At 41.7% G+C, this 22199-nt stretch carries 24 protein-coding genes; 12 read left to right on the top strand and 12 right to left on the bottom strand.

Going from position 1 to position 22199, the window contains the following annotated elements; translation table 11 throughout:
• Positions 1-19: 19 nt before the first annotated feature.
• Positions 20-1330, bottom strand: coding sequence for a Gfo/Idh/MocA family protein (locus AS141_RS17755; protein ID WP_057939040.1), 1311 nt, complete (start codon positions 1328-1330; stop codon positions 20-22).
• A gap of 178 nt (positions 1331-1508) precedes the next feature.
• On the opposite strand from AS141_RS17755, the gene AS141_RS17745 reads away from it, so the two are divergent.
• Complete coding sequence (locus tag AS141_RS17745) at positions 1509-2441, top strand: hydrogen peroxide-inducible genes activator (protein WP_057939038.1); 933 nt, start codon at positions 1509-1511, stop codon at positions 2439-2441.
• Between the two features lie 2 nt (positions 2442-2443).
• Here the strand turns inward: AS141_RS17745 and AS141_RS17740 are convergent, their stop codons facing one another.
• From AS141_RS17740 to AS141_RS17725, 4 genes are all read right to left on the bottom strand, one after another.
• On the bottom strand, positions 2444-2902 hold the full coding sequence (locus tag AS141_RS17740) for a copper resistance protein NlpE (protein WP_057939037.1): 459 nt from the start codon (positions 2900-2902) through the stop codon (positions 2444-2446).
• A gap of 176 nt (positions 2903-3078) precedes the next feature.
• Positions 3079-3693 carry an energy transducer TonB gene (locus AS141_RS17735; protein ID WP_157243526.1) on the bottom strand — a complete coding sequence of 205 codons (615 nt, stop codon included), beginning with the start codon at positions 3691-3693 and terminating at the stop codon, positions 3079-3081.
• 109 nt (positions 3694-3802) lie between these two features.
• Complete coding sequence (locus AS141_RS17730) at positions 3803-4171, bottom strand: VOC family protein (protein ID WP_057939035.1); 369 nt, start codon at positions 4169-4171, stop codon at positions 3803-3805.
• Positions 4168-4620, bottom strand: coding sequence for a hypothetical protein (locus AS141_RS17725; RefSeq protein ID WP_057939034.1), 453 nt, complete (start codon positions 4618-4620; stop codon positions 4168-4170). Before AS141_RS17725 ends, AS141_RS17730 begins: the two co-directional genes overlap by 4 nt.
• Before the next feature lie 117 nt (positions 4621-4737).
• Here AS141_RS17725 and AS141_RS17720 point away from each other — a divergent pair, with 117 nt between their 5' ends.
• The 3 genes from AS141_RS17720 to AS141_RS17710 are packed head-to-tail and all read left to right on the top strand — an operon-like array spanning position 4738 to position 6140.
• Entirely contained in the window at positions 4738-5313 is a 576-nt protein-coding gene (locus AS141_RS17720) for a hypothetical protein (protein WP_157243525.1), read from the top strand.
• The gene (locus AS141_RS17715; protein WP_157243524.1) at positions 5300-5587 is read left to right on the top strand and encodes a winged helix-turn-helix domain-containing protein; all 288 of its coding nucleotides are present in this window, start codon (positions 5300-5302) and stop codon (positions 5585-5587) included. The genes AS141_RS17720 and AS141_RS17715 overlap by 14 nt, the downstream gene beginning before the upstream one ends.
• 43 nt (positions 5588-5630) lie before the next feature.
• On the top strand, positions 5631-6140 hold the full coding sequence (locus AS141_RS17710) for a hypothetical protein (RefSeq protein ID WP_057939031.1): 510 nt from the start codon (positions 5631-5633) through the stop codon (positions 6138-6140).
• A gap of 21 nt (positions 6141-6161) precedes the next feature.
• Here the strand turns inward: AS141_RS17710 and AS141_RS17705 are convergent, their stop codons facing one another.
• Together AS141_RS17705 and AS141_RS17700 are read right to left on the bottom strand one after the other, a co-directional pair.
• Positions 6162-6896 (bottom strand): DUF4328 domain-containing protein, encoded by a 735-nt coding sequence (locus AS141_RS17705; RefSeq protein WP_057939030.1) that lies wholly within the window; start codon positions 6894-6896, stop codon positions 6162-6164.
• Between the two features lie 145 nt (positions 6897-7041).
• Positions 7042-8919 carry a DUF4139 domain-containing protein gene (locus AS141_RS17700; RefSeq protein ID WP_057939029.1) on the bottom strand — a complete coding sequence of 626 codons (1878 nt, stop codon included), beginning with the start codon at positions 8917-8919 and terminating at the stop codon, positions 7042-7044.
• Between the two features lie 269 nt (positions 8920-9188).
• On the opposite strand from AS141_RS17700, the gene AS141_RS17695 reads away from it, so the two are divergent.
• A complete protein-coding gene (locus AS141_RS17695) occupies positions 9189-9971 on the top strand; it encodes an undecaprenyl-diphosphate phosphatase (protein WP_057939028.1) in 783 nt (260 codons plus the stop codon).
• A 73-nt stretch (positions 9972-10044) separates the two neighbouring features.
• Here AS141_RS17695 and AS141_RS17690 read toward each other — a convergent pair whose 3' ends face one another.
• A complete protein-coding gene (locus AS141_RS17690; RefSeq protein ID WP_057939027.1) occupies positions 10045-10605 on the bottom strand; it encodes a type 1 glutamine amidotransferase domain-containing protein in 561 nt (186 codons plus the stop codon).
• A 212-nt stretch (positions 10606-10817) separates the two neighbouring features.
• Positions 10818-11807: an SH3 domain-containing protein gene (locus tag AS141_RS17685; protein WP_057939026.1), complete on the bottom strand. Its 990-nt coding sequence runs from the start codon at positions 11805-11807 to the stop codon at positions 10818-10820.
• Positions 11808-12013: 206 nt separating this feature from the next.
• Here AS141_RS17685 and AS141_RS17680 point away from each other — a divergent pair, with 206 nt between their 5' ends.
• The gene (locus AS141_RS17680; protein WP_057939025.1) at positions 12014-12616 is read left to right on the top strand and encodes a DUF1684 domain-containing protein; all 603 of its coding nucleotides are present in this window, start codon (positions 12014-12016) and stop codon (positions 12614-12616) included.
• Between the two features lie 149 nt (positions 12617-12765).
• Here the strand turns inward: AS141_RS17680 and AS141_RS17675 are convergent, their stop codons facing one another.
• On the bottom strand, positions 12766-13209 hold the full coding sequence (locus AS141_RS17675) for a DoxX family protein (RefSeq protein WP_057939024.1): 444 nt from the start codon (positions 13207-13209) through the stop codon (positions 12766-12768).
• A gap of 76 nt (positions 13210-13285) precedes the next feature.
• On the opposite strand from AS141_RS17675, the gene AS141_RS26660 reads away from it, so the two are divergent.
• Positions 13286-13501, top strand: coding sequence for a hypothetical protein (locus AS141_RS26660; protein WP_157243523.1), 216 nt, complete (start codon positions 13286-13288; stop codon positions 13499-13501).
• Positions 13502-13625: 124 nt separating this feature from the next.
• Here AS141_RS26660 and gldJ read toward each other — a convergent pair whose 3' ends face one another.
• Positions 13626-14852, bottom strand: coding sequence for a gliding motility lipoprotein GldJ (gldJ, locus tag AS141_RS17670; RefSeq protein WP_057939023.1), 1227 nt, complete (start codon positions 14850-14852; stop codon positions 13626-13628).
• 176 nt (positions 14853-15028) lie between these two features.
• Positions 15029-18382, bottom strand: a complete 3354-nt coding sequence (gene mfd, locus AS141_RS17665) for a transcription-repair coupling factor (protein WP_057939022.1) — start codon at positions 18380-18382, stop codon at positions 15029-15031.
• A 365-nt stretch (positions 18383-18747) separates the two neighbouring features.
• On the opposite strand from mfd, the gene gltX reads away from it, so the two are divergent.
• From gltX to AS141_RS17640, 5 genes are all read left to right on the top strand, one after another.
• Entirely contained in the window at positions 18748-20289 is a 1542-nt protein-coding gene (gltX, locus tag AS141_RS17660; RefSeq protein WP_057939180.1) for a glutamate--tRNA ligase, read from the top strand.
• An 11-nt stretch (positions 20290-20300) separates the two neighbouring features.
• Positions 20301-20504 (top strand): hypothetical protein, encoded by a 204-nt coding sequence (locus AS141_RS17655; protein WP_057939021.1) that lies wholly within the window; start codon positions 20301-20303, stop codon positions 20502-20504.
• Between the two features lie 127 nt (positions 20505-20631).
• Positions 20632-21306: an outer membrane beta-barrel protein gene (locus AS141_RS17650; RefSeq protein WP_057939020.1), complete on the top strand. Its 675-nt coding sequence runs from the start codon at positions 20632-20634 to the stop codon at positions 21304-21306.
• 90 nt (positions 21307-21396) lie between these two features.
• Entirely contained in the window at positions 21397-21894 is a 498-nt protein-coding gene (locus AS141_RS17645) for an RNA polymerase sigma factor (protein WP_057939019.1), read from the top strand.
• Positions 21881-22192, top strand: coding sequence for a hypothetical protein (locus AS141_RS17640; protein ID WP_057939018.1), 312 nt, complete (start codon positions 21881-21883; stop codon positions 22190-22192). The genes AS141_RS17645 and AS141_RS17640 overlap by 14 nt, the downstream gene beginning before the upstream one ends.
• Positions 22193-22199: the final 7 nt, after the last annotated feature.

Genomic DNA, 22199 nt, shown 5'->3' with positions numbered 1-22199 from the left:
GGGTTGAGGTCTAATTAGACTACACAGTCTTCAATGAATAGCCATGTTGATATGTATAATGAAGCTTGGTATTAGCCTCCCAATCATCTTCAAAAACCTGTGCTACCGGATCCCATTTGAGTGGTCTTCCCAATTCATGGGCAATGTTTCCTATTGTACAAACGGTGCAAGAACTATGGCCGATTTCTACCGGGACGACTGGATCTCTTCGCTTTATAATAGCATCAATAAAATCAACATGATGGGCTCCATACCCTAGTTCTTCGTCGGAGAATTTTCGCTCACAGGCTTTCACATCCGTGTCGTACTGCCCTCTGGAAACTTTGATCCAGCCTTTATCCCCCAGGAATTTTACTCCTTGCCTTCCTTCGTCAAAAGGGGCAATAATCATTTCAACTCCATTGGCATAGTTATAAGTCAAAGGCGCGGTATCAGTACCCGGAATAACTTCTGATGGACCGCTTCTATCCATTCCCAGTCCCCACTGAGCGATATCAATCATATGCGCTCCCCAGTCTGTCATCAATCCGCCGCCTGTTTCTTTGTACCATCTCCATGCTCCCCAGACTTTTTCATTTTGCTCAGGATTCAGGCTGATAGGAGGATTTAATTCTTCATTATAATGTATATCCGGAAGTGGGCCTATCCATGTTTTCCAGTCTAATCCCTCTGGAACGGGCTGAGTCGGCAAATCATACCGCTTGGGATGGGGTGGAGTTCCTACATTTACCAATACTTGTTTGATATTGCCCAGCATTCCTTTTTGAACCATTCGTACAGCATGTTGAAAATTCGCTCCTGATCGCTGCATACTACCTACAGCTAACACAATCCCGTTAGAACGAACCGCCTTGACCAAATCCTGCCCCTCGTGAACGGTGAAAGTGAGCGGTTTTTCCAGGTAAATATCCTTGCCCGCATGGCAGGCATCGATCGCCATCATCGCATGCCAGTGATCAGGTGAAGCAATCACTACGGCATCTACTTCTGGATCTGCAAGTAACTTTTTGTAATCAGCATAAACTTTTAGTGCAGGGGCTTCTCTTTTTCCTTCGGCATAATGCGTTGTCACACGTTCTTTGAATCTCTCCAGTTTAATTTCATAGACATCAGCTCCTGCCACCACATCAACGCTTGGGTTTTTCATCATGTTGCTGAGCAACCCCATTGCCTGTCGTCCAACGCCGATGAAACCAAGCCGGATTTTAGAAGAATCTGGAATTGCAGCAGTAGTTTTACCAAAGCTTAGGACAGGAATAGTACCTAGGCCGACTGTACTTAGAATAGAAGTGCTTAAAAACTTCCTTCTGGAAAAATTTGTTTTGCTCATTAGAAAGAGATGTTGAGATTATTAATGGGTTATATGGTTTTAGTGAAATAAAGTACTTATTTTCTGAAGGATTGAAAAATATTCAAGAGTCTATTTTACCAGTGGGAGCACTCTTGGAAAAGAAGGGAAGAAACTCTTTTGAGAAATTTCTACTTTTGACTCAGAGAATACTTTTCTTATGACGATACAACAACTGGAATATCTTATAGCTGTCGATAAGCACAGACATTTTGGACATGCAGCAGAAAGCTGCTTTGTGACCCAACCTACCCTGAGTGCCCAACTAAGTAAGTTGGAACGGGATCTGGGTGTTATACTTTTTGATCGTAGTAAAATGCCCGTGATCCCCACAGAAATGGGGGTTCAAATAATCCAACAAGCCAAAAAAGTGGTCTCCGAGAGCAAAGGGATCTTTGAATTGGTCGCAGATATGAAGGGAGATATTTCAGGTGTGATCAAGCTGGGAATCATCCCTACACTTGCTCCTTACTTATTGCATCTTTTCATTCGAAAATTCTTGGAAAAATATCCTCATGTAAAACTGGAAGTACAGGAAATGGTAACTGAGGATGTGGTGAAAAAGCTAAAAAATGACGAGTTGGATCTAGGTATAATTGTGACTCCTCTGCATGAAGCTGGAATTGTAGAAAAACCGATGTTTTATGAGAAATTTTATGCCTATTTATCAAAAGACCATCCCTTATTAAAAGACCATGTTTTCCATCCAGAAAAAGTGATTAAGGAGGATTTTTGGGTGTTGCAGCAAGGGCATTGTTTTCGGGATCAAGTTATTAATCTCTGTGATCAAAGCCTCAGCGGACCTAAGAATTTTCATTACGAAAGCGGTTCTTTGGAAGGGCTTAAAAACATGGTCAATCGGTACAAAGGAGTAACGCTTTTGCCAGAACTGGCGACACTTGAGCTTTCTGAGGAAGAAAAAACCAGATTAAGACCATTTGATGGCGTTTCCCCTACAAGAGAGGTGAGTATTATTTTAAACCGAAGTTTCCTCAAGCAAAAACTAGTGGAGTTGCTATTCAAGGAAATCACTGATTCTATTCCTCAGGAAATGACCTCAAAGGCCCATGGTAAAGTTGTACGGTTTAAATAAGGTTATTTCTTGGTAAGGATGTAGTGATCCGCCAATTCGCCGGTGATCATATTTCCTTCCATGTCGAGTTGCCAAATTCGGTTTTCGCCCACTTTATATCTCGTTGGGCCTTGAGCAACCTTTTCTAATGTGATTATTGAACCAGTTTCATCCCAGGTAAAAGATCCCGTATTTTCTTGCTCCAAGGCATCGTTTCTGCCCAGGTAGTTTGTCACGATTTTATAAGTAAGATCCGTATTTAGCGTCAAGGTAGTTTCTATCCCTTCACAACTGGCGCAAGGCACCGTGCCTTTGTAAGTTCCATTCCAGTCCAGCGAGGTAGCAGAATTGTCTGAAGTGTACTGCTTCATCTCCTCTACCGTGACTTCTTCCTGGCTATCAGTACTTTCCTGCGTATTGGAGCAAGCAGACAGCGTTTTCAATGAGGCGATAAGACAGAGAAAGAGTATGTTTTTGTTCATGGTCCGGAAATTCTTTTCAGCCCAAAAATATCAAGAATTAGACCGATTGCAGCACTTTCGCAAATTTTTAGCCCTTTCAGGCGTCCTGCCAAATACATTTTTCGGACTACCAAAGAAAAAGGAGATAACCAATGTCATCTCCTTTCCTATTCTATTCATATCTATTAATGATTCACTTAAAGTGATTTTGGCCCTGCTGGTAAATAACCAACAATTACTACTTCAGTCAACATTTTATCCTTAAGGAAATTAGCCTGATTTACATCCATATCTGATAGGAGTTTCTTGCCATCTTGAGCCAAGATTTCAGCCCTTTTGTTAAGGAGTTTGGGGGAATACGGGTTTTCTTCCAATGCATTATTAACAGCTTCTAGCGGCGTACTTGGTTTCACTTTGTCAGATGCTGTGGCAACAGGATCTGAAGAAAACCGGGAACCGTTGTCAATTCTGAACTCAAAGCCCATGAGGTATTCTTGACCATAGGCTTTGCCTTCCAAAAATGAGGGGCTCCAATTCTCCTTCAAGAGATTCATTGTTCTATTTATCTCATCTTCAAACGCCTTATCCCCAGAAAGAAATTCAACATCTCCGGTCATATAGCCAGCTTCGTCTATTTGAACAGAAACCATCACTGGCCCAGTTGTCATTGCTTCCCGGAGTTCAGCAGGATATCTCAGGGTATGGGAAAGAAATCTATTCATGTCCTCATTAGAATGAGTAGACGTTTGAGCATGAGTAAAACCCATGCTAAAAATGAAGAGGGATAAAAATAATGCCGTTAACTTTTTCATAAAGCTTTTGGTTAAAGGGTTCTGAATAGTAATCTGTTCATTGTGAACGTACTTAGCAGACTAGAGGTTTTGAAAAATTAGTTTTCACTCATTTTCCCTCAATTACAAATTACTTGAATACCCCAAAATGCCAGAGATTTCCCGCTGGGTCATGGAGAAAGAACTCACTGCCCCAATCGTTGTAGTGGATAGCACTAAGCTTGGTGCCTGGAAATTTATCCGGTAGGCCCAGGACTTTGATAGCTTCCCAATAGGATTCAAGGTCATCTTCTATCTCAAGAAAAATCATCGAGTTTTCGCACCAGGATTTCAGATAATAATCCTGAAGGTAGAATGCGATATTTTCTCTCACAGTTACCACAGACATTTTTTCTCCTACAGACTGCACCTTAAAACCAAGTACCTCATAGAAGTGGGTACTTTCCTGGTAATTCTTTGCTCCAATAAAAGTTCTGATTGACTTAGCAGGGTGTATCATACGCCAAATTGAGTAAGATGGTGATCTAGATGCTTATAAAACAGACTATTCCATTCCTGTGCCGTAAGCGGACCAAAGGAAAGAGATTCTTTCCCCTCAAAATACGGAATTCCCAAATCCCTTGTTTTTTCTAGGTAACCTATCAGAATGGCCTTTTCGGTTTCGAAATCCCTACGCTCAGCTATCACAAAAGCTGGTGCTGTTCGTGCATTTCTAGGATAAGGCTTCTCATTTACCACGCCATTTTTTACAAATGTCCTCAGAATAAACCTCAAGAATGCGTTCGGTTTCTTGTGCTTATCGGTATAAACCATTTCATAGGCGACAGAGCAATGCGCCATCATCTGATCTACACGCATAATTCCCCAGCGCGGCGTAGTCTCTGGGGTAAGCTTATTTATACGATCGATAAGCTCTTGTGTAATCTGAGGGTGAAAAATATTTTTCATAATGAATGACTCATTGGATGGAACCTAAATTAATCAATGTCCTGTAAATCATGAAATTTTAAATTTTCATTTGGTTTATAAAATAAACTAGTTTATAATTACAAAAAATTAATGAATATGGAAAAAAGTCTAAGTAGTGCCGAATCGTTGGCTATCATCACAGAGATGATCTCTAAAGCCAAAAGAGAAACATCCGGAGACGGGAGTTATCAGTTATTGCTTTGGGGGTGGGCTGTTTCCCTTTGCAATGTGGGTCAATACATCCTACAGAAACTGGATTTTGAGAAACCATACTTGGTTTGGTTAGTTCTGGTACCCACTGTTTTCCTGAGTGTAAGATGGGGTTATTTAAAGGGTAAAAACAGTCAGGTTAAATCTCACCTAGGAACTATGGTCAACCGTGTCTGGATTGCTGTTTTTGTTGCAATACTGGTGGTACTCAGTGCTATGCCAATTCTTGGATTTAACCACAATCCTGTAATTCTCCTCCTGACAGCTGTCGGGATGTACACAACTGGATGTATTATTAGGACAGCCCTTTTTACCTACGGCGCGGTAGTTTTGGCTATTGGGGCTATTATTGCATTCCAATTACCTGTAGTTGAACAGAACCTAGTTGCTGCTATCGCAATAATATTAGGTTATTTGGTTCCTGGGTATTATCTGAAAAATAGCTACCGTGGGCGAGTTTAAACCTTTAGATCCTCTTTTGCATTCCCAACTTAGACTGGCTGTGATGTCTCTGCTGATCAGTGTGGAGGAGGCTGAATTTACTTTTCTAAAAGAGAAAACCGAATCAACAGCAGGGAACCTTAGTGTGCAGCTTGACAAGCTTGAAAAAGCCGGGTACTTAGAAATCGTAAAATCATTTCGCGGAAAACGACCCTTGACTACCGCCAAAATTACAGCACATGGTATCAGGGCTTTTGAAGAATACGTCCTCACACTTAAAAATTACATCACATAAAAAAATTTGAACATTAAGTTTATAATATAAACTATTTTATATCATGAAAAATTTACTTATAATTTGCCTGATCTGTCTGCCGCTATTCACTAAGGCACAAAATTTTGAAACGAATATAGAGGCTCAGCAAGAGATTCGGAAAATCGAATTCTTGGTGGGACAATGGAAAGGAAACGGTTGGATGATGAATCAGAGCGGTCAGAAAATGACTTTCGATCAAACAGAAAAAGTCAGCTTAAAACTAAATGACACTGCACTCCTGATTGAGGGCCAGGGTACTTCGGAAGGAAAAATCGTCCACAATGCTCTTGCAATAGTTACTGTGGCAGACAGCGACGGGAACTATAAATTCAACTCTTTTCTTCAGAGCAATCAACAGGGCACGTACAAGGCTGAGCTGATTGACCATGTCTTCTACTGGTATCCTGTGGAGAATGTCCGATATATAATCACTATTAATGACCAAGGCCAATGGCATGAAATCGGAGAGGCAAATTCCGGAGGCACCTGGTATCAATTCTTTGAAATGACCTTGAATAAAGAGGGCAACTAAGTAAGCTTACTTCTCCATTACTTATGCACTAGGAGAAATAACTGGACCTGTCCCTTGATTATCAGCCAGCTCGGCAGTAGCAATTATGGAGTCAGCCTGCCCAGCCAGTTGTTTCTCTACCTCCATCATGAGCTGTTCTCGCTTGATATACGAGTTTATAAGCTTAAAAGCCAGCAGCCCCGCAATAGTTTCAACAATTCCAGCTCCAATTGCGAATTGGGTAAGTTCTATCAATTCATCTACCGTTTCACTGGGTAGTTTATCAACTATTCTTCCCAAAACTGTAGTAAGAATCCATAGTATCCACCAAGGTAGAATTAATTGTTCCTGGCTTTTGCTCCCCTCTACCCCTTTCATTTTCAACCAGAAAGAACTCTCCGTAAATAGTTCTTTCATGATTTTATATGGTCTGACAAGATTAACAAAGGGCACAAACCAGGAACCTGCAGCCCATCCCTCGCCAAATTCCAACGTTTTTAATTTTTGATGCAAATTAAAATATGCCCGGCGAAACCATAATACAAATGTAATTCCACCCACAATTCTAAACATGTAATATCCTATTACGATTATCCATTGCCTAGAATCATTCATATCAGCTTCATCTAGATCGACTTCGGCTCCATTATTCCATCTAAGGAGTAATTCCAGTTGAAAAGCATTGGAAATGGTAAGGATAATCGTAGTTACAATAATTAGGGAAAGGCCAATTTTAGCCCACTTCCCTCTTTCCTCATTGTCCCGAAAAGATTTCATAAAGATGATGTTGACACTTTATTACGCTTGCCTAAAAAGATCTTAGAAGCGCCTAAAAACGGTAATCCCATGAACTAATTAATCCATGGAATTACCATTAAATTTATCAATAATACAATAGTTGATAAAAAATCAGCTAATCCCTTTAATCCAAGATCACCTTTTCCCGCTTAGGATATTTTACTTCATACTGGAGTTTGAGTTCTTGCTGGGCTCCAGGCTGCAGTGCTATTGTCCACACCACTTTTCCGGTTTGGGGATCTAGCTTCCCGCCGGAAAGTCCCAATGCTTCTACGGTAATATCCGAATTTACCGACACAGGTATTTGGTCTTCCACATTGATAGTCACCGCTTGGGACTTATTGTTTTTCACAGTGATCTTATACTCTCTGCTTTCGGTGATATTGGATCCGATTGCCCGCTTTTTGGAAAACTCATCATTTTTCTCCCGCTGTATCACAATACTTCTATCCCTCCCCATAGAGATCTCTAGCGTATCCTGAAGGGCAGACCCATTCAATATCGACCTTCCTACAAAGCCGTCTTCAAAGTATAGATTACTTTCGCCTTCGAGCAAACTGTACTGCCCCCAATCCGCTATCTCAGCAATCAAGAAGGCATCATTGTCCAGCTTTGGCACAACTGAGTAACGATAGGAAGCATCCACTTGGTACTTTTTGAGATCTACCAAAGTTTTCTCTCCATTCGACTTGATAGAGTATGGCTCAGCAACTTCTATTTCCACAGTAGTCTGGTTTTCTACAACCGAGGTTTGGAGTGGGCTTGCCGCAACGGCATCCATCGAACTCACTCCTCTTATCTGTACATTTGCCCCAGTTATAGATTCCTTTTGCCGTTCGCCATAACCAACCACAACCACTTCTTCCAAAGCCTGAGTATCTTCCTGCAGTGAAATAGTTAGGTTAGATGAATTGATAGCAATATCCCTGGATTGAAAACCGATAAAACTAGCTATCAATCGATTAGCGCCGGACGGTAAGGTAAGGGAGTAATTCCCTTCTGAATCAGACACTGTTCCTATGGTAGTACCTGCCACCAAAATACTTGCTCCTGGAAGTGGACTACCGTCCATAGCACTGATGACTTTGCCAGAAACCGAACCGAAGTTTTGAGTTCTAGGATTGAAGGTGGTCAATCGGGCAAAATTCAGCTCCCACTTTTCTAAATCAGGAATTTGCCCTCCTTGATTTGGATTGCCATTGGAAAATCTCAGCTTCACATTCTTCCAGTCCACTCCGGTATTTTGATAGACTTCAGCTTTGTACGTAAGGGCAAGCGGAGAACTTACATTTTTTACCCGCACATCATATTTTGGATACCATCCAGCATTTGCGACCAGGTAGTTTATTTCAAAATCTGCGCTGCCAGCACGTACGGATTTCACACGGATTCTGATTTCGGAAGTGGCTTCATTGGATGATTCTTGCATCGTAGCGATCTGGTTGCCGAGCCTGCTGATTTCTTCCTCTTCTTTTTGAAGATTAGCCTGGATTTTCAATTCTTCAGCCTTGATTTTTGTAAGTTCTGCATCGTAAAAATCCATCGCCTGCTTCAATTCGGCCAGACTCGAGCCATTCTGGGTACCTCCGATATTTTTGTTGGCATTCAGCAAACCGACTTTCTCCTTCAGCACTTCCAACCGGGCATGTTCAATACTTTTATTTCGTTGAATACCCCAAATAGAATCCTGAAGAACCTGGACCTTTTCACTCATTTTCTGCTCAGAGAGATAATCTAAACGCTTATTCACTGCCTGAATAGTGAAATCACCCATACCTTTTACCTGGATACTCTTTTCATCCAGATACGGAGAGAGTCCCTTGATCAAAATATATGATTCCCCAGCGGAGAGCTGCCCAGAGGCTGTCTCAAAGATTTGGGCACCTGACAGGAATACTGTCACTTCCTGAATTTCCGATTTGAAGATTGATTCTTTGATTTCCTGAGAAAAGCTGAAAAAAGAGAGAATAGAGAATGTGAGCAAAAGAGTAAATTTTTTCATATAAATATAATTTGTCTTTAAAGACTATATGGAATCTCGCATGCATTATAATCATCCCGGTGTGTGTCATTTTCGACATGCTCGATTTCATGTGTCGGGGTTTGAACTATTAATGAAGTAAAAATTTAACGCTTTATGAAATTCAATGTTCCGATTGGATATGTTAAGAAATCAAAAGCGTATCGATTCTCAAATTATTTTCCGTCCCGTCTTCACTGGTTTATTATCTTTGCGCACTTAACTAATCATTTGACTTCCCCTGTTTTTGGATGACGATCACACAGAGTATTATCATTGCCATCATTGAAGGCTTAACTGAATTTTTGCCAGTTTCTTCCACCGGACATATGATTTTGGCATCGGCTGCCATGAATATCCACGACGATGAATTTGTGAAAACCTTCGAGATTTTCATCCAGTTAGGAGCAATTCTAGCTATTGCGCTAATGTATATCAAGCGCTTTCTTAAGGGAATTAATATCTACCTCAAGTTATTTGCAGCATTTGTGCCGACTGCAATCATAGGTTTGCTTGCCTATGATTACATCAAGGCATATTTGTTCAATCCTATTGTAGTTTCAGTTTCCTTAATAGTTGGTGGTATTATTCTAATTTTCATCGACAAAAAAGTGGTAAACTCCGAAGCAACTATCGCTGAGGTGGAGGACATGTCTTATAAAAATGCTTTTTTTATCGGGCTTTTCCAGTGCCTTTCTATGGTACCGGGTACATCCCGAGCTGCTGCTACGATCATCGGCGGGGTGTTCAATGGGTTAAACAAAAAGCAGGCAACGGAATTTTCATTTCTTTTGGCAGTGCCTACTATGATGGCAGCCTCAGGGTATGATTTATTGAAGACTGATTTGGCCTTTACCAATCATCAACTTACGCTCCTGGGAATAGGCAGCTTAGTAGCCTTCATCACGGCCTGGTTCGCAGTGAAAGTATTCTTGAAATTTGTTTCAAAAAATGGATTTACAGCGTTTGGATACTATAGAATTGTGATTGGAGTATTGTTTCTGATCTTTATGTGGGGAACGGATTTGGGATAAACCCATCAATTGTCACTCGTTTTTTAAAGGCAAAAAAAGAGTCCGGTTAAGCAGCTTAACCGGACTCTTTTGGTTACGCTGTCTGTCCTGCATGTTTCCCTTCACGGAACTCCTCCACCATTTTTTTATTGAATGCTGGCAAATCTTTAGGGCTTCTCGAAGTGACCAATCCGCTGTCAACAACAACCTCGTCATCCACCCAATTAGCGCCTGAATTTTCCAGATCCTTTCTTACGGATGTAAAAGAAGTCATCGTTCTACCATTGGTCACGCCTGCTTCTATAAGCATTTGTGGACCGTGACAGATAGCCGCCACCGGTTTATGATCTTCGAAAAAGCTCTTCACAAATTCTACTGAGGCTGGATCCCTTCTTAATAAATCTGGGTTAATTACCCCTCCTGGTAGAAGTAAAGAATCGAAATCCTTGGAACTCACTTGATCCACTCGTGCATCTACTTTAATCGTATCGCTCCAATCCCCGTTTTTCCATCCTTTGATTTCTCCGTTTTCAGGGGAAATTACAACTACTTCCGCCCCTTCCTTTTCAAGGGCTCTTTTTGGCTCTATCAGTTCTGACTCTTCAAATCCATTCGTAGCAAGGATAGCTACCCGAATATCTTTTAATAAACTCATGATACTAGTGGTTAAGTTGGTAAATACTTTCTTTATTGGGAAAGTAGCTTCGGTTTGGAAGCATTAATTAAGTCACCAACTCTATTCCAAAAGATGAATACCACCTTACCTGATGATAGACGGGATTTAAGTTTCTGACGCTTGCATTATTTCCACAATCTGAGAAATCAACGCTCGTAATCGGGAAGACAATGTAGTTTCTCTCTTCTCAATTAGCTAAAATCCAGATAGCTTTTGCTCAACCACTTCTCCTCCAGGCTCATTTTGCACCAGCCATTTTTTTCTTCGGAGATAAAGACATCCTCAGACTTCATTAAATTATCTACAATGGCATATTCAGTACCCGGACCACTTCTTACCCGAAGTACGTTGGCATTTACTGTGGCTCTTCTTACATCTGTGGTATATCTTCCATATACCCAATGAGATTGGCTATTTGAGATTTTGAGCCATCCATTTGATTCCTCATAAATCCTCAATATTGCACCCAACTGGGCAGGCTCTCTGTCCGGGGCTTTGGAGGCGGATCCCCGTGGTTCAGTACGGACATTTAGTGAATCTGCCGTTACTGCGACATATTTTTCAATTCCAACGGGCGGGTTAGGAATGGAAGCTCTTTGCAGCTGCTGCTCTACCAGCGGTAGGAAATTGGCAATGCAATCCTCAACTTTATTTCCCCCAAAAAAATTAGTACCCGGACAGGATTTATTCCCCCCGGTACCATTGTTTCTTTTCCCGGTACTCAGCTCAAACCAGTGATGGTAAATGATGCTAAACGTACTTACAGGAAGCCTGAATTTATCACACAACGCAGCCGTCATCTGGATAATAGCTAGCCGATGTTCGGTAGTCATTGTATCCCCATCTTTATCAAAATTACCCAGATGTTCTAGGCAAATTGAATCACGATTCGCCCCAAAAATGCATGCCGGAGTCGATTCCAGGGACCTTCCAGTGACGATGGTTCCATCAGGAAAGCTGGTGAAATGCTGCCCAATATCACTCCAACCATTATTTCTCACATGGTGATTTTTCATCGCCAGCTGCCTTTCGAAATGATTACTTCCGTTAAAATGCGTGTAATCTGGGCTCCAAGTATGGTGCTGCTGCAAAGTGATAACCGTCCGGGCAACCCGCTGAGATTGAAGCCATGGGATAAATTCAGCGATATTCATTTTCAAAAAACCATTTTTACTTTCCATGATAAATAGATGTTAAAAGTGAAAAATTCAGATTATGAATTTAACCAGATTTGGCTAAGCATTGAAAATGAACTGCTTAAAATTTCGCTTGAACCTGAATGCGACTAAAAAATTTGCTAAAATTGTTACTGGATCCCTCTTGCACGGACTGACCAATAGTTCTATTTGGAAACATACCAACCCTTTATTCTACCTGCTTACCCATCATGAAAAAATTTCTGGTCATAGCTTTAACCCATATTGTAATTTCGCTACAGCTGTATGCGCAAGGGAATTATAAGGCCTCTATTTTAGCATTTCAGCATGAACTGAATGAGGAATACAAAAACCCTGATAAATCTCCATTGTCTACCGAAGAAAGGAATACGTTCGAAGGGCATCATTTTTATCCCATCGACGAAAAATACCATGTAGTAGCAAAGTTTGAAAAGCTTCCTGCACAAAGTCTTTTTCAAATGAAAACTACCGCAAACACAATTAAAGACTACGATGTATATGGGATCGCGACGTTTACATTGGAAGGAAAGGAATACCAGCTGAACATCTATCAAAGTCATCAGTTAAGGACTCAGGAGAAATACAAAGATTACCTCTTCCTCCCTTTCACAGATCTAACCAATGGGCATGAAACCTATGGAGGGGGAAGGTACATGGCTTTGGCTATTCCTGTTGGAGACATCATAGAGCTTGATTTTAATAAGGCCTACAATCCCTACTGTGCCTATGCAAGTGGCTACGCCTGTCCTATCCCACCAAAGGAAAATGATTTACAGGTGGCAATTAAAGCGGGGGTGATGAAACATAAATAGTATCGGCCAAAATATGACGAACTTAAGACATTGATCAAGGATGTTGTATACAGACAAGAACCGATCTGACACAGCATTCCCTGCTACTCAGACAACCTATTCAGCGGTCACATTCTTGGCAAATTTCTATACTAGTTAAACTAATGAGGCTACCATCTGGGATGTTTCTTCATATAATTGTCTAGCGAGAATTTACCTGAACCATATATCAGGAACACGATGAGTAAGATCAATACAAGCAGGGAGAGTTCAAACTCCAGGTTATTCGAGACAGAAAGAAATCCAGTGTCAATATTCACAAAGAATACCGCCACTAAAAGAATTGGGATTTGAAAAAGAACTGCAATCCGGGTTACCAATCCTAAAGCAATAAGAATTCCCCCTACCAGATGGGCAAAAGCTACATAATGTGCTAAGCCGAGATTGAAGAACTGAAGATCCTTGTTTTTCATCAGCTCCATTAAAGCATTGGTATTGGAAATAAATAGAATGCCTTTGTAAAGGATAAATAACCCTAATACTATTCGGAGGAAGTCTATCCACTGAGGATGATGCCTATCTGCCCAAGATTCAATTTTTGCTATAGTTTCCATGCTATCCGGGTTTTTATTGTCCTATTAAGTTACAAAAAAACAAACGTATTACATTGACATATAAGGCATTAAAATCATGAGAAGATACTTGACACAGGAAATTCAGCAACCTTTGACCTGCTTTGGCAATTCAGTCAATAGGGCGGTTCCTTGCTTTTGCACCTACAAAGGCGTATTTGGAGTTGTTTCCAGTTTTCCTTCTATAGAATCACTCTTAACTATGCTTCGGATTCCGTCCTATTCCTTTGATAAGGAGCCTCGTTTCGAGCATCTGATCCTCTTCTTCCGGTAACATTCATTTACTGCCTAATTGCAAGGTTCGGGACTTGCACCCTATAGCTATCGCCCATGCTAGGCGCACATAAAAAAGCCCCATCAAAATATATTGACAGGGCTTACACTGAGTTGAATAGTTATTACTTACCTTTTTCTCCGATAGAGATCATTGCACATCTGAAGCCAATGTGATTGGTAGCAGAATCTTGGTGCATAAATCTTCTGGTACCTGGGGCAAGCCAATACGCAACATCTCTCCAAGAACCTCCTTTATACACTCTAAGCTCGTCAGTCAGCATAGAAGTACCATAAGTATCTTCTTCATCTCCTACACCTGAATTTCTTATTGGATTAAGGTCATCCATATCTTGGTATGACAGTGGTCGGTAAATATCCTGAACCCATTCGTTCATGTTTCCTGCCATATTGTATAGGCCAAAATCATTTGGTGCATAATCATACACGTTTGTAGGAATGATATCACCGTCGTTTGATTGGCTACCAGCTATCCCGCCGTAGTCACCTCTGCCTCTTTTGAAGTTGGCGAGCATATCCCCTTGCTTGCCCTTTCTTTTTACATTATACGGATTTCTCACTCCTCTGCCATCCCATGGGTAGATCCTTCCATATTCCTGGTTTTCATCCAGATATTGCGTACCGATCATAGCTTTGGCAGCGTATTCCCATTCCGCTTCCGTAGGCAATCTGTAGTCGGCAAGTGCCACTCCCCTTTCGACAAGTTGGTTTTTGGTAAAAGATGAGTCTATTCCTCTATCTTCTCTGATTATTTCCTGCACATATTCAGTTCTCCACTTGGAATATGCCTTAGCTTGATTCCATGACACACCAGCCACCGGATAGAAGTTAAAGCCTGGAAATCTAAAATAATAGGACTGGTACATATCGTTGAAAGTCATCTCTCCGCCAGCCCAAACATTGTCCTTTGGCTCAAGCTTAAGCAGGGAATCAGCACTCACATTTTTCTTCATATCAAAAAGAAACTCCCGGTAATCATTATTAGAGACTTCTGTTTCGTCCAGATAAAAATTTGCAAGTGTTACTGTTCTTTCCTGGTTATCCCGAAATGCCATCACATCCTCTTCTTGCGAACCCAACACAGCTCTTCCTCCTTGGATAAATTTCAAATTAGGACCGGGGATTTGCTCAGCATTCTTGGCTACAAAAAATTGGGTTGAATCGTTTTCGTCAAAACTAAACTCTGCTCCAGTTGTAGCACTTTTTTTGCCAGGCTTGTTGGCAGTTCTTCTACCGTAGCCAGGAGTTTTATTACAAGAGGTTAAAATAGAGCTTCCCACTATTGCGAAAGCTGCTACCCACATCCCCCATGATTTGTTACTCAGACGCATATATGTATTGTTTTAGGTCTTTTTCAGTGTGCTAATATAAATGCAATGTCAGGCACTTCCAATGATTTCATGTGAAGTCCCAAGATTCCCTTTGGTGAAAAATTACCAAAATCCCAGAAAATCAACAAAATCGATAGGCAAATCTGCAATTTTTATGCCATTAAAATATTTCAAAATCATGCTTCATCCATCTCTTTCAGCTTAGTCTGGGCTTTGGAAATTGTCGAAACACTCGATAATGTAAGAATCAAACGATTCTTGTACTCCTTTATTTTGCAAAGTTTACTATTCATCTGGGCAAATCGCATAACTTTCTGGAAAATATCTGAAGAATAGTAATCGTCACGCGTTGAGGGCAATAAATGACATTTCATCACCCCTCCTTTTAACACAAGCTTCTCTATCCCAAGCTTTTCTGCTTTCCATCTCAAACGAACAGTTTCCATCAAATCAGTCACCGAAGCAGGCAATGGCCCAAATCTATCCGAAAGCATCGTAGAGAATTTAGTCAACTCCTCTTCATTCTTGATCGTATCCAGCTTCGAATAAAGTCCTAATCTTTCGCTGATATTCCCCACGTATTCTTCAGGAATAAGAAGTTCCAGATCTGTTTCTATGGTGCAATCCTGGACAAGCACTTTGACTTTCTCTGCAAGATCCGTTTCAAACAAGGCTGCAAATTCATTTTCCTTCAATTCCTGGACAGCTTCATCCAGGATTTTGTGGTACATTTCAAAGCCCAAATCCGTGATAAATCCACTTTGCTCGGCTCCCAAAAGATTCCCCGCACCCCGGATATCCAGATCTTTCATCGCTACTTTGAATCCATCACCCAGATCAGAGAATTCCTCCAATGTTTGCATGCGCTTTCTGGCTTCCGCTGTCAAACCAGACATTGGCTGTGTAAGCAAATAGCAAAAGGCTTTTTTATTACTACGCCCCACCCGGCCACGCATCTGATGTAAATCACTCATTCCGAACATGTGCGCACGATTGATGATAATCGTATTGGCATTTGGAATGTCAAGACCTGATTCAATGATGTTGGTGGACACCAATACATCGTATTCGTGATGGATAAAATCCACCATTACTTTTTCCAGCTTTTTCCCATCCATCTGACCATGGGCACCTACTACACGCGCATCGGGTACCAGCTTCATGATCAGGTTGGCGATAGAATCGATCTCTCCCACCCGATTGTGCACAAAGAAAACCTGTCCCCCTCTCCTCAATTCATAAGAAACCGCATCCCGAATTACCTCCTCTTGGAATGTTTGAACTTCTGTAGTTACAGGCTGACGGTTAGGAGGCGGTGTAGCGATCACAGACAAATCTCTTGCCCCCATCAAGGAAAAATGCAGCGTCCTTGGAATCGGAGTAGCCGTCAAAGTCAGCACATCTACATTTACACGGAGGTTTTTCAGCTGATCCTTTACTTTCACCCCAAATTTCTGTTCCTCATCTATCACCAAAAGCCCTAAGTCCTTGAAAACAATTTCCTTATTGACAATTTTATGGGTTCCAACAAGGATGTCAATCTCTCCGGTTTTCACCTGGGATATAATTTCCTTTATTTCCTTTGCAGTACGAAAGCGGTTGATGTATTCAATTTTCACAGGAAAATTTTCCAGGCGCTCGCTGAAAGTTTGAAAATGCTGCATAGCCAGAATGGTCGTAGGAACCAACACAGCCACTTGCTTTCTGTCATTCACAGCTTTGAAAGCCGCCCGGATGGCTACCTCGGTTTTGCCAAATCCCACATCCCCGCAGACCAAGCGATCCATAGGATAGGACTTTTCCATATCCGATTTCACATCTTGCGTTGCGACAGCTTGATCTGGTGTATCTTCATAGATGAAGGACGATTCCAGCTCAATCTGCAGTACAGAATCTGGATTGAAGGCAAAGCCTTTTGCTGATCTTCTCTTCGCATAAAGCGCGATCAAATCCTTAGCAATATCCTTAACCTGCTTCTTTGCTCTGGATTTTTTGTTTTCCCAGTCCGGTGACCCGAGTTTGGACATGGAAGGAACGGTGCCTTCTTGCCCAGAAAACTTGGAGATTTTATGCAGGGAGTGGATGTTCACATAAAGCAAATCATCATCTCTAAAGATCAATCGAACCGCTTCTTGCATTTTGCCGGCCACATCTACTTTTTCAAGCCCTGCAAATCTGCCTACCCCATAATCCACATGGACGATGTAATCCCCAGGGTGCAATGCTTTCAATTCTTTTATTGTCAGCGCTTTGGATTTGCTGGCTTTATCCCGGGTCTTGTAACGGTGAAAGCGCTCAAAAAGCTGATGGTCTGTGAAGCATGCAATTTTTGATTGCTTGTCATCAAATCCTTCCCTCAGACCGAGGAGCATGGATTGCACTTGAAGCGTCGGGTCCAATTCTCTGAAAATCCCGAGAAGTCTATCGATTTGCTTGGCATTTTCGGCAGTCAATACGTTGACAAATCCTTTCTTTTCATTCTCCGAAAGCTGGGCTACCAGTAAATCAAAGTTTTTATTGAAAGAAGCCTGTGGCTGCGATTCCCACGTGGTTTGTCTGGCATTTTTCAAATAAAACTGCTTCCCAAATTCTACTCTTGAGAAATTGGCTGACGACGTCGCAAAATCAACTCCCTTATCAAATAAATCCTCAGGACTAAGGACTGTCTTTGTGTTATTCGTTTTTTTGGCAATCTGGTCAAACGCAAGAGAAGCTTTGTGAAAGCACTCGTCCATCACGTCCAAAGTCAGTTGATAATCTTTGATCCAGACTATTGTATGCTCAGGAAGAAAACCCAAAAATGACTGTCTTACTTCTTGAAGCAGTTTGGTCTGCACATTTGGGATCAGTGCGATTTGGTCCACACTGACAATAGATAGTTGTGTCTCTGGATCAAAGGTCCGTATGCTCTCTATCTCTTTGCCAAAAAGTTCCAGCCTGTAAGGGTGCTCATTTGAAAACGAAAAAACATCCAAAATCCCACCACGAATGGCAAATTGTCCTGGTTCATAGACGAAGTCAGTACGCTCAAAATCATAGCTAGCCAGGATTTCCGACACAAATTCCATGTCTACTTGCTCTCCTACTTTGGCCGAAAAGGTATTCTCCTGAAGAGAGCGCTTGTTGATCACCCGCTCATAAATGGCCTCAGGATAGGTAATTATAATGCGGGATTTCCCTTTTTCTTCCAGCACTAGATTTAGAATCTCCGACCGCATGAGGACATTGGCATTATCAATTTCCTCATACTGATATGCCCGCTTGAAACTGGACGGGAAGATCATGTGCTCCTCAGTGTTCAGCAGGTTTTGAATATCAGAATTTAAATAGGCAGCCTCCTCTTTGTCCTGAGCCACAATGAGGTGAAACCCGCCTTTTGACTGGTAAATGGAAGCGAACAGTACCATATCCAAGCTTCCGGATAAGCCCTTAATCTGGTGTGTGCGCTTATCACCACTTGAAATCTCATGGGCGATGGTCTGAAAAATAGGGTCTGATTGGTAAATGGAAAGAAAATCCTGGCGATCCAAAAGCGTGTGGTTTTAATACTTAGGTTGGTGGGACAAAGTTAGTGCTTTATGAATTCCAATGATTGACTTCTAGCTACTTTTCCCTGCTAATAAACACAGGGAGACGATAAGAGTTCAGAATCAATTGACGGCGTTTCTATTGACTTTCCCTCTAGTGTAGCTATTCATTTTTTTAACCATGGGCTAAAAAATGAATACGCAAACTGGAAAAAGAGAAAGATTAAAGATATCAGGATCTGCCTTTTTCGCTGAGTAAGCTAGCAGAATCCATCCGCATCCATCACAATTTCCTATCTTTGCAGCCTGATCATAAAAATAAAAACAAACCCTCAGCTTTACTGGCAGGGGTGTTGACACAGAAATCCATGAGTAAAGAAGTTCGCGTAAGATTTGCTCCATCGCCCACGGGGCCATTACATATCGGCGGGGTAAGAACCGCACTTTATAATTACCTTTTTGCCCGCAAAATGGGCGGTAAGTTTCTTCTAAGAATCGAAGACACAGATCAGAACCGTTTTGTACCCGGAGCCGAGGATTACATCAAGGAGTCTCTGGAATGGCTGGGTATTTCTCCTGATGAAAGCCCTTGGAAACCCGGCGACAGTGCCCCTTATCGACAGTCTGAGCGCAAGACTAGCTACATGCAATATGCACTTGATTTAGTGGAAGCCGGACATGCGTATTATGCGTTTGATACCCCGGGGGAACTGGAGGACATGCGTGAGCGACTGACAGCTGCACGGGTGGTTCAGCCGCAATACAACAGCATCACCAGAACACAGATGAAAAACTCATTGACGCTTCCAGAAGATGAAGTGAAGGCAAGGTTGGCCTCTGGTGAGCCCTATGTAATCCGGGTCAAAATCCCGCGTAAAGAAGAAGTTCGTCTGAACGATATGATCCGGGGCTGGGTAATGGTGCATTCCTCCACACTTGACGATAAAGTACTGATGAAGTCTGACGGCATGCCTACCTATCATTTGGCAAATATCGTGGATGATCATCTAATGAATATCACGCACGTGATCCGGGGAGAAGAATGGCTTCCTTCGGCACCTTTGCACGTATTGCTATACAAGTTTTTTGGCTGGACTGACACCATGCCTGAGTTTGCCCATCTGCCTTTACTTCTGAAGCCCGATGGGAATGGGAAACTTTCCAAACGTGACGGTGATAAATTAGGCTTCCCAGTTTTCCCATTGAATTGGGAAAACAAGGAAACCGGCGAAAAGGCAGCGGGTTTCCGTGAGCAAGGCTATTTCTCTGATGCATTTTTGAATTTTTTGGCATTCTTGGGCTGGAACCCTGGAGGCGAGCGGGAGATCTTCTCATTGGAGGAACTGGTCGATGCATTCTCTGTGGAACGAATAGGGAAGGCTGGAACTAAGTTTGATATTGCCAAGGCAAAATGGTTCAACGAGCAATACCTGCGTGAAAAGTCAAATGCAGAACTTGCCACTTACGTTGTTGTTGATGCCACTGCAGAAAATATTACAATCTTACCTGAAACAGCCGAGGCTATAGCTTCCTTAATGAAGGGTCGCGTCACTTTCCCGTCTGAAATCTGGCAAGGATGCAAGTTTGTAGTCATTGCTCCTGCGGAATTTGATCAGGATATAGCTTCCAAAAAGTGGAACACTGACGCAGTGTCCCTGCTGACCGCTTATGCAGAAGACCTAGAAGCATTCAATGGCACTATATTCGATGCAGATACGGCTAAAAGCATGCTAGGACAAGCGGCTGAAGCTAAGGAAATCAAATTGGGAAAAGTAATGCAAGCGGTACGCCTGGCCGTAACCGGTGTAGGTGCCGGACCGGATTTGATGGAGATTTTTGCTATTTTAGGAACTGAAGAAGTGGCCAAACGAATTAGATTTGCGTTAGCCACATTAGAAGTGATCGGCTAAAAACACAAGCTATGACAAAGAAGAAAAAGAAAAACGAAGACCCGAAAGTTCACGAAGACTTAAGTGGTTTCAAAATGGATATCAATTCCTTTGGTGAGATTTCCTCTTCCTTTTCTATTGATAAAATCAACGAGTTTCTCAATAAGAACGTAGAGGACAAAAAACTGAAGGACAGAGACGATTTGAAATCTGATGAAAAGGAAAAGGAGTCCTAAAGCCGGGCAAGTAAACTAGAGCTCCCTTGTGGAGCTCTTTGCGTAGCATAGCTACACCTTCTTTTTTGATACACCTATTAAATCATTAAAACCCCTCGAGAAAATTGGGAAATAGTTACTTTTGGATATGAACAGAGTTTTCCTCACGGTTATTTTCATTCTGATATCTTTTGCAACTTTGGCTCAGACCAGTGTCGGAATCCGTGGTGGCTATGCAACCTCTAGCTATTCTTATCGACCTTCCCCAAGCAACCGGGGCACTTCTGTAGATGGGATTGGGGCTCCAACTTTTGCCTTGGTTTTTGAGCATTTTAATGCCAAAAATGCAGGAATCGAAGTCAACCTTCAATTTCTCAGACTTGGTTTTTCGCAAACCGAAGAAGAATCCGATCCGGTCAGAACTAATGAAACGCAGTTTGACTACCTGAAGGTACCGATTTTATCAAGTTTTTTTCTGGGAAGATCCGGAAGGTTTCAGATCAAATTGGGACCACATCTAGGCTATATGCTTCAGGCTAAAGATATCACGCGGGAATTTTCAGATACAACTCCTGCTGAAATCCCGACTTATGGAGGAGCCGGTGATAATCCTCGAAAAATAATGTATGGCCTCACTGCCGGTGCAGGAATTTCAAAGCTTTTTGGCAAAAGTACCTTAGCAGGAGAAGTGCGGTTTGCTTATGATTTCACCAACCCTGAGGGGCAAGAACGTATTTTTGACATGAGCTCTACTAACTTAGAGTTTACTTTAGCGTACCTGTTCAGGATTAAAGAATCAAAGAGTTCAAAAGTTGTAAAGTAAAGAAGTTGTAAACCCTCCAACCTTACATCTTTAAAACTTTTTAAACTTCCTTGTCATATATTGGATTCTTTCCCCGACTAATCGGTATAAATGAATCACAACCAGCTTGATCATATCTTAAAAGCCCATCATCGGGATGCATACCTCTGGGCTAGGCAATGTTGTTCCTTTAAAGATGAAATGGCCAAAGATGTGCTTCAGCAGACATATTTGAAGATTTTGGAAGGACAGGCAAAGCTGAAGGATGAATCCAAGGTAAAAACATGGCTCTTCTCCATCATTAGATACACCGCAATAGATGAACTGAGAAAGGCTGGCAAGATAGTTTCTCTATCAGATTCCTATGATCCGGTTGATATTCACGAGGAAGTAGACCGGACGGATTATGAGGGAATAATCAAGCATTTACCCGAGATGCAGCGGGAAGTTATCCTGATGGTTTTTTACCATAAGATGACCATCGCTCAAAGTGCTGAAATCCTACAAATAAGTATAGGAACCGCCAGAACGCATTATGATCGTGGAAAAAAGAAACTCAAGGAATTAATTACTAAAGTTCAAATCCAAGAAGACTATGGAAAACAATGAACAAATAGAACGGTTTTTTGACCAGATGAAAAAGCAGGATGAACAATTGGATATCCCGGTTTTTCCAGAAGTCAAAACAAGGAAATTCGGTTTTTGGATTCCTGCGGGAATAGCTGCTTCTATGGTCTTTGCCTTTCTATTCATTCAAAAACCTGAGCCCATAAAACCCGCATCCCCAGAGGTGGTGATCATCACCTTGCAGCAGGACGGGAATCACAATCAACATTTCACCATCGAAGAGCGCACTTTCCTTGATACATGGGAATCGCCTACTGCTTCATTATTGACAGAATATTAAAAGAAAA

Source organism: Algoriphagus resistens (assembly GCF_001442615.1).
Taxonomy (GTDB): domain Bacteria; phylum Bacteroidota; class Bacteroidia; order Cytophagales; family Cyclobacteriaceae; genus Algoriphagus; species Algoriphagus resistens.
This window is presented reverse-complemented; position numbering and strand designations above follow the sequence as displayed.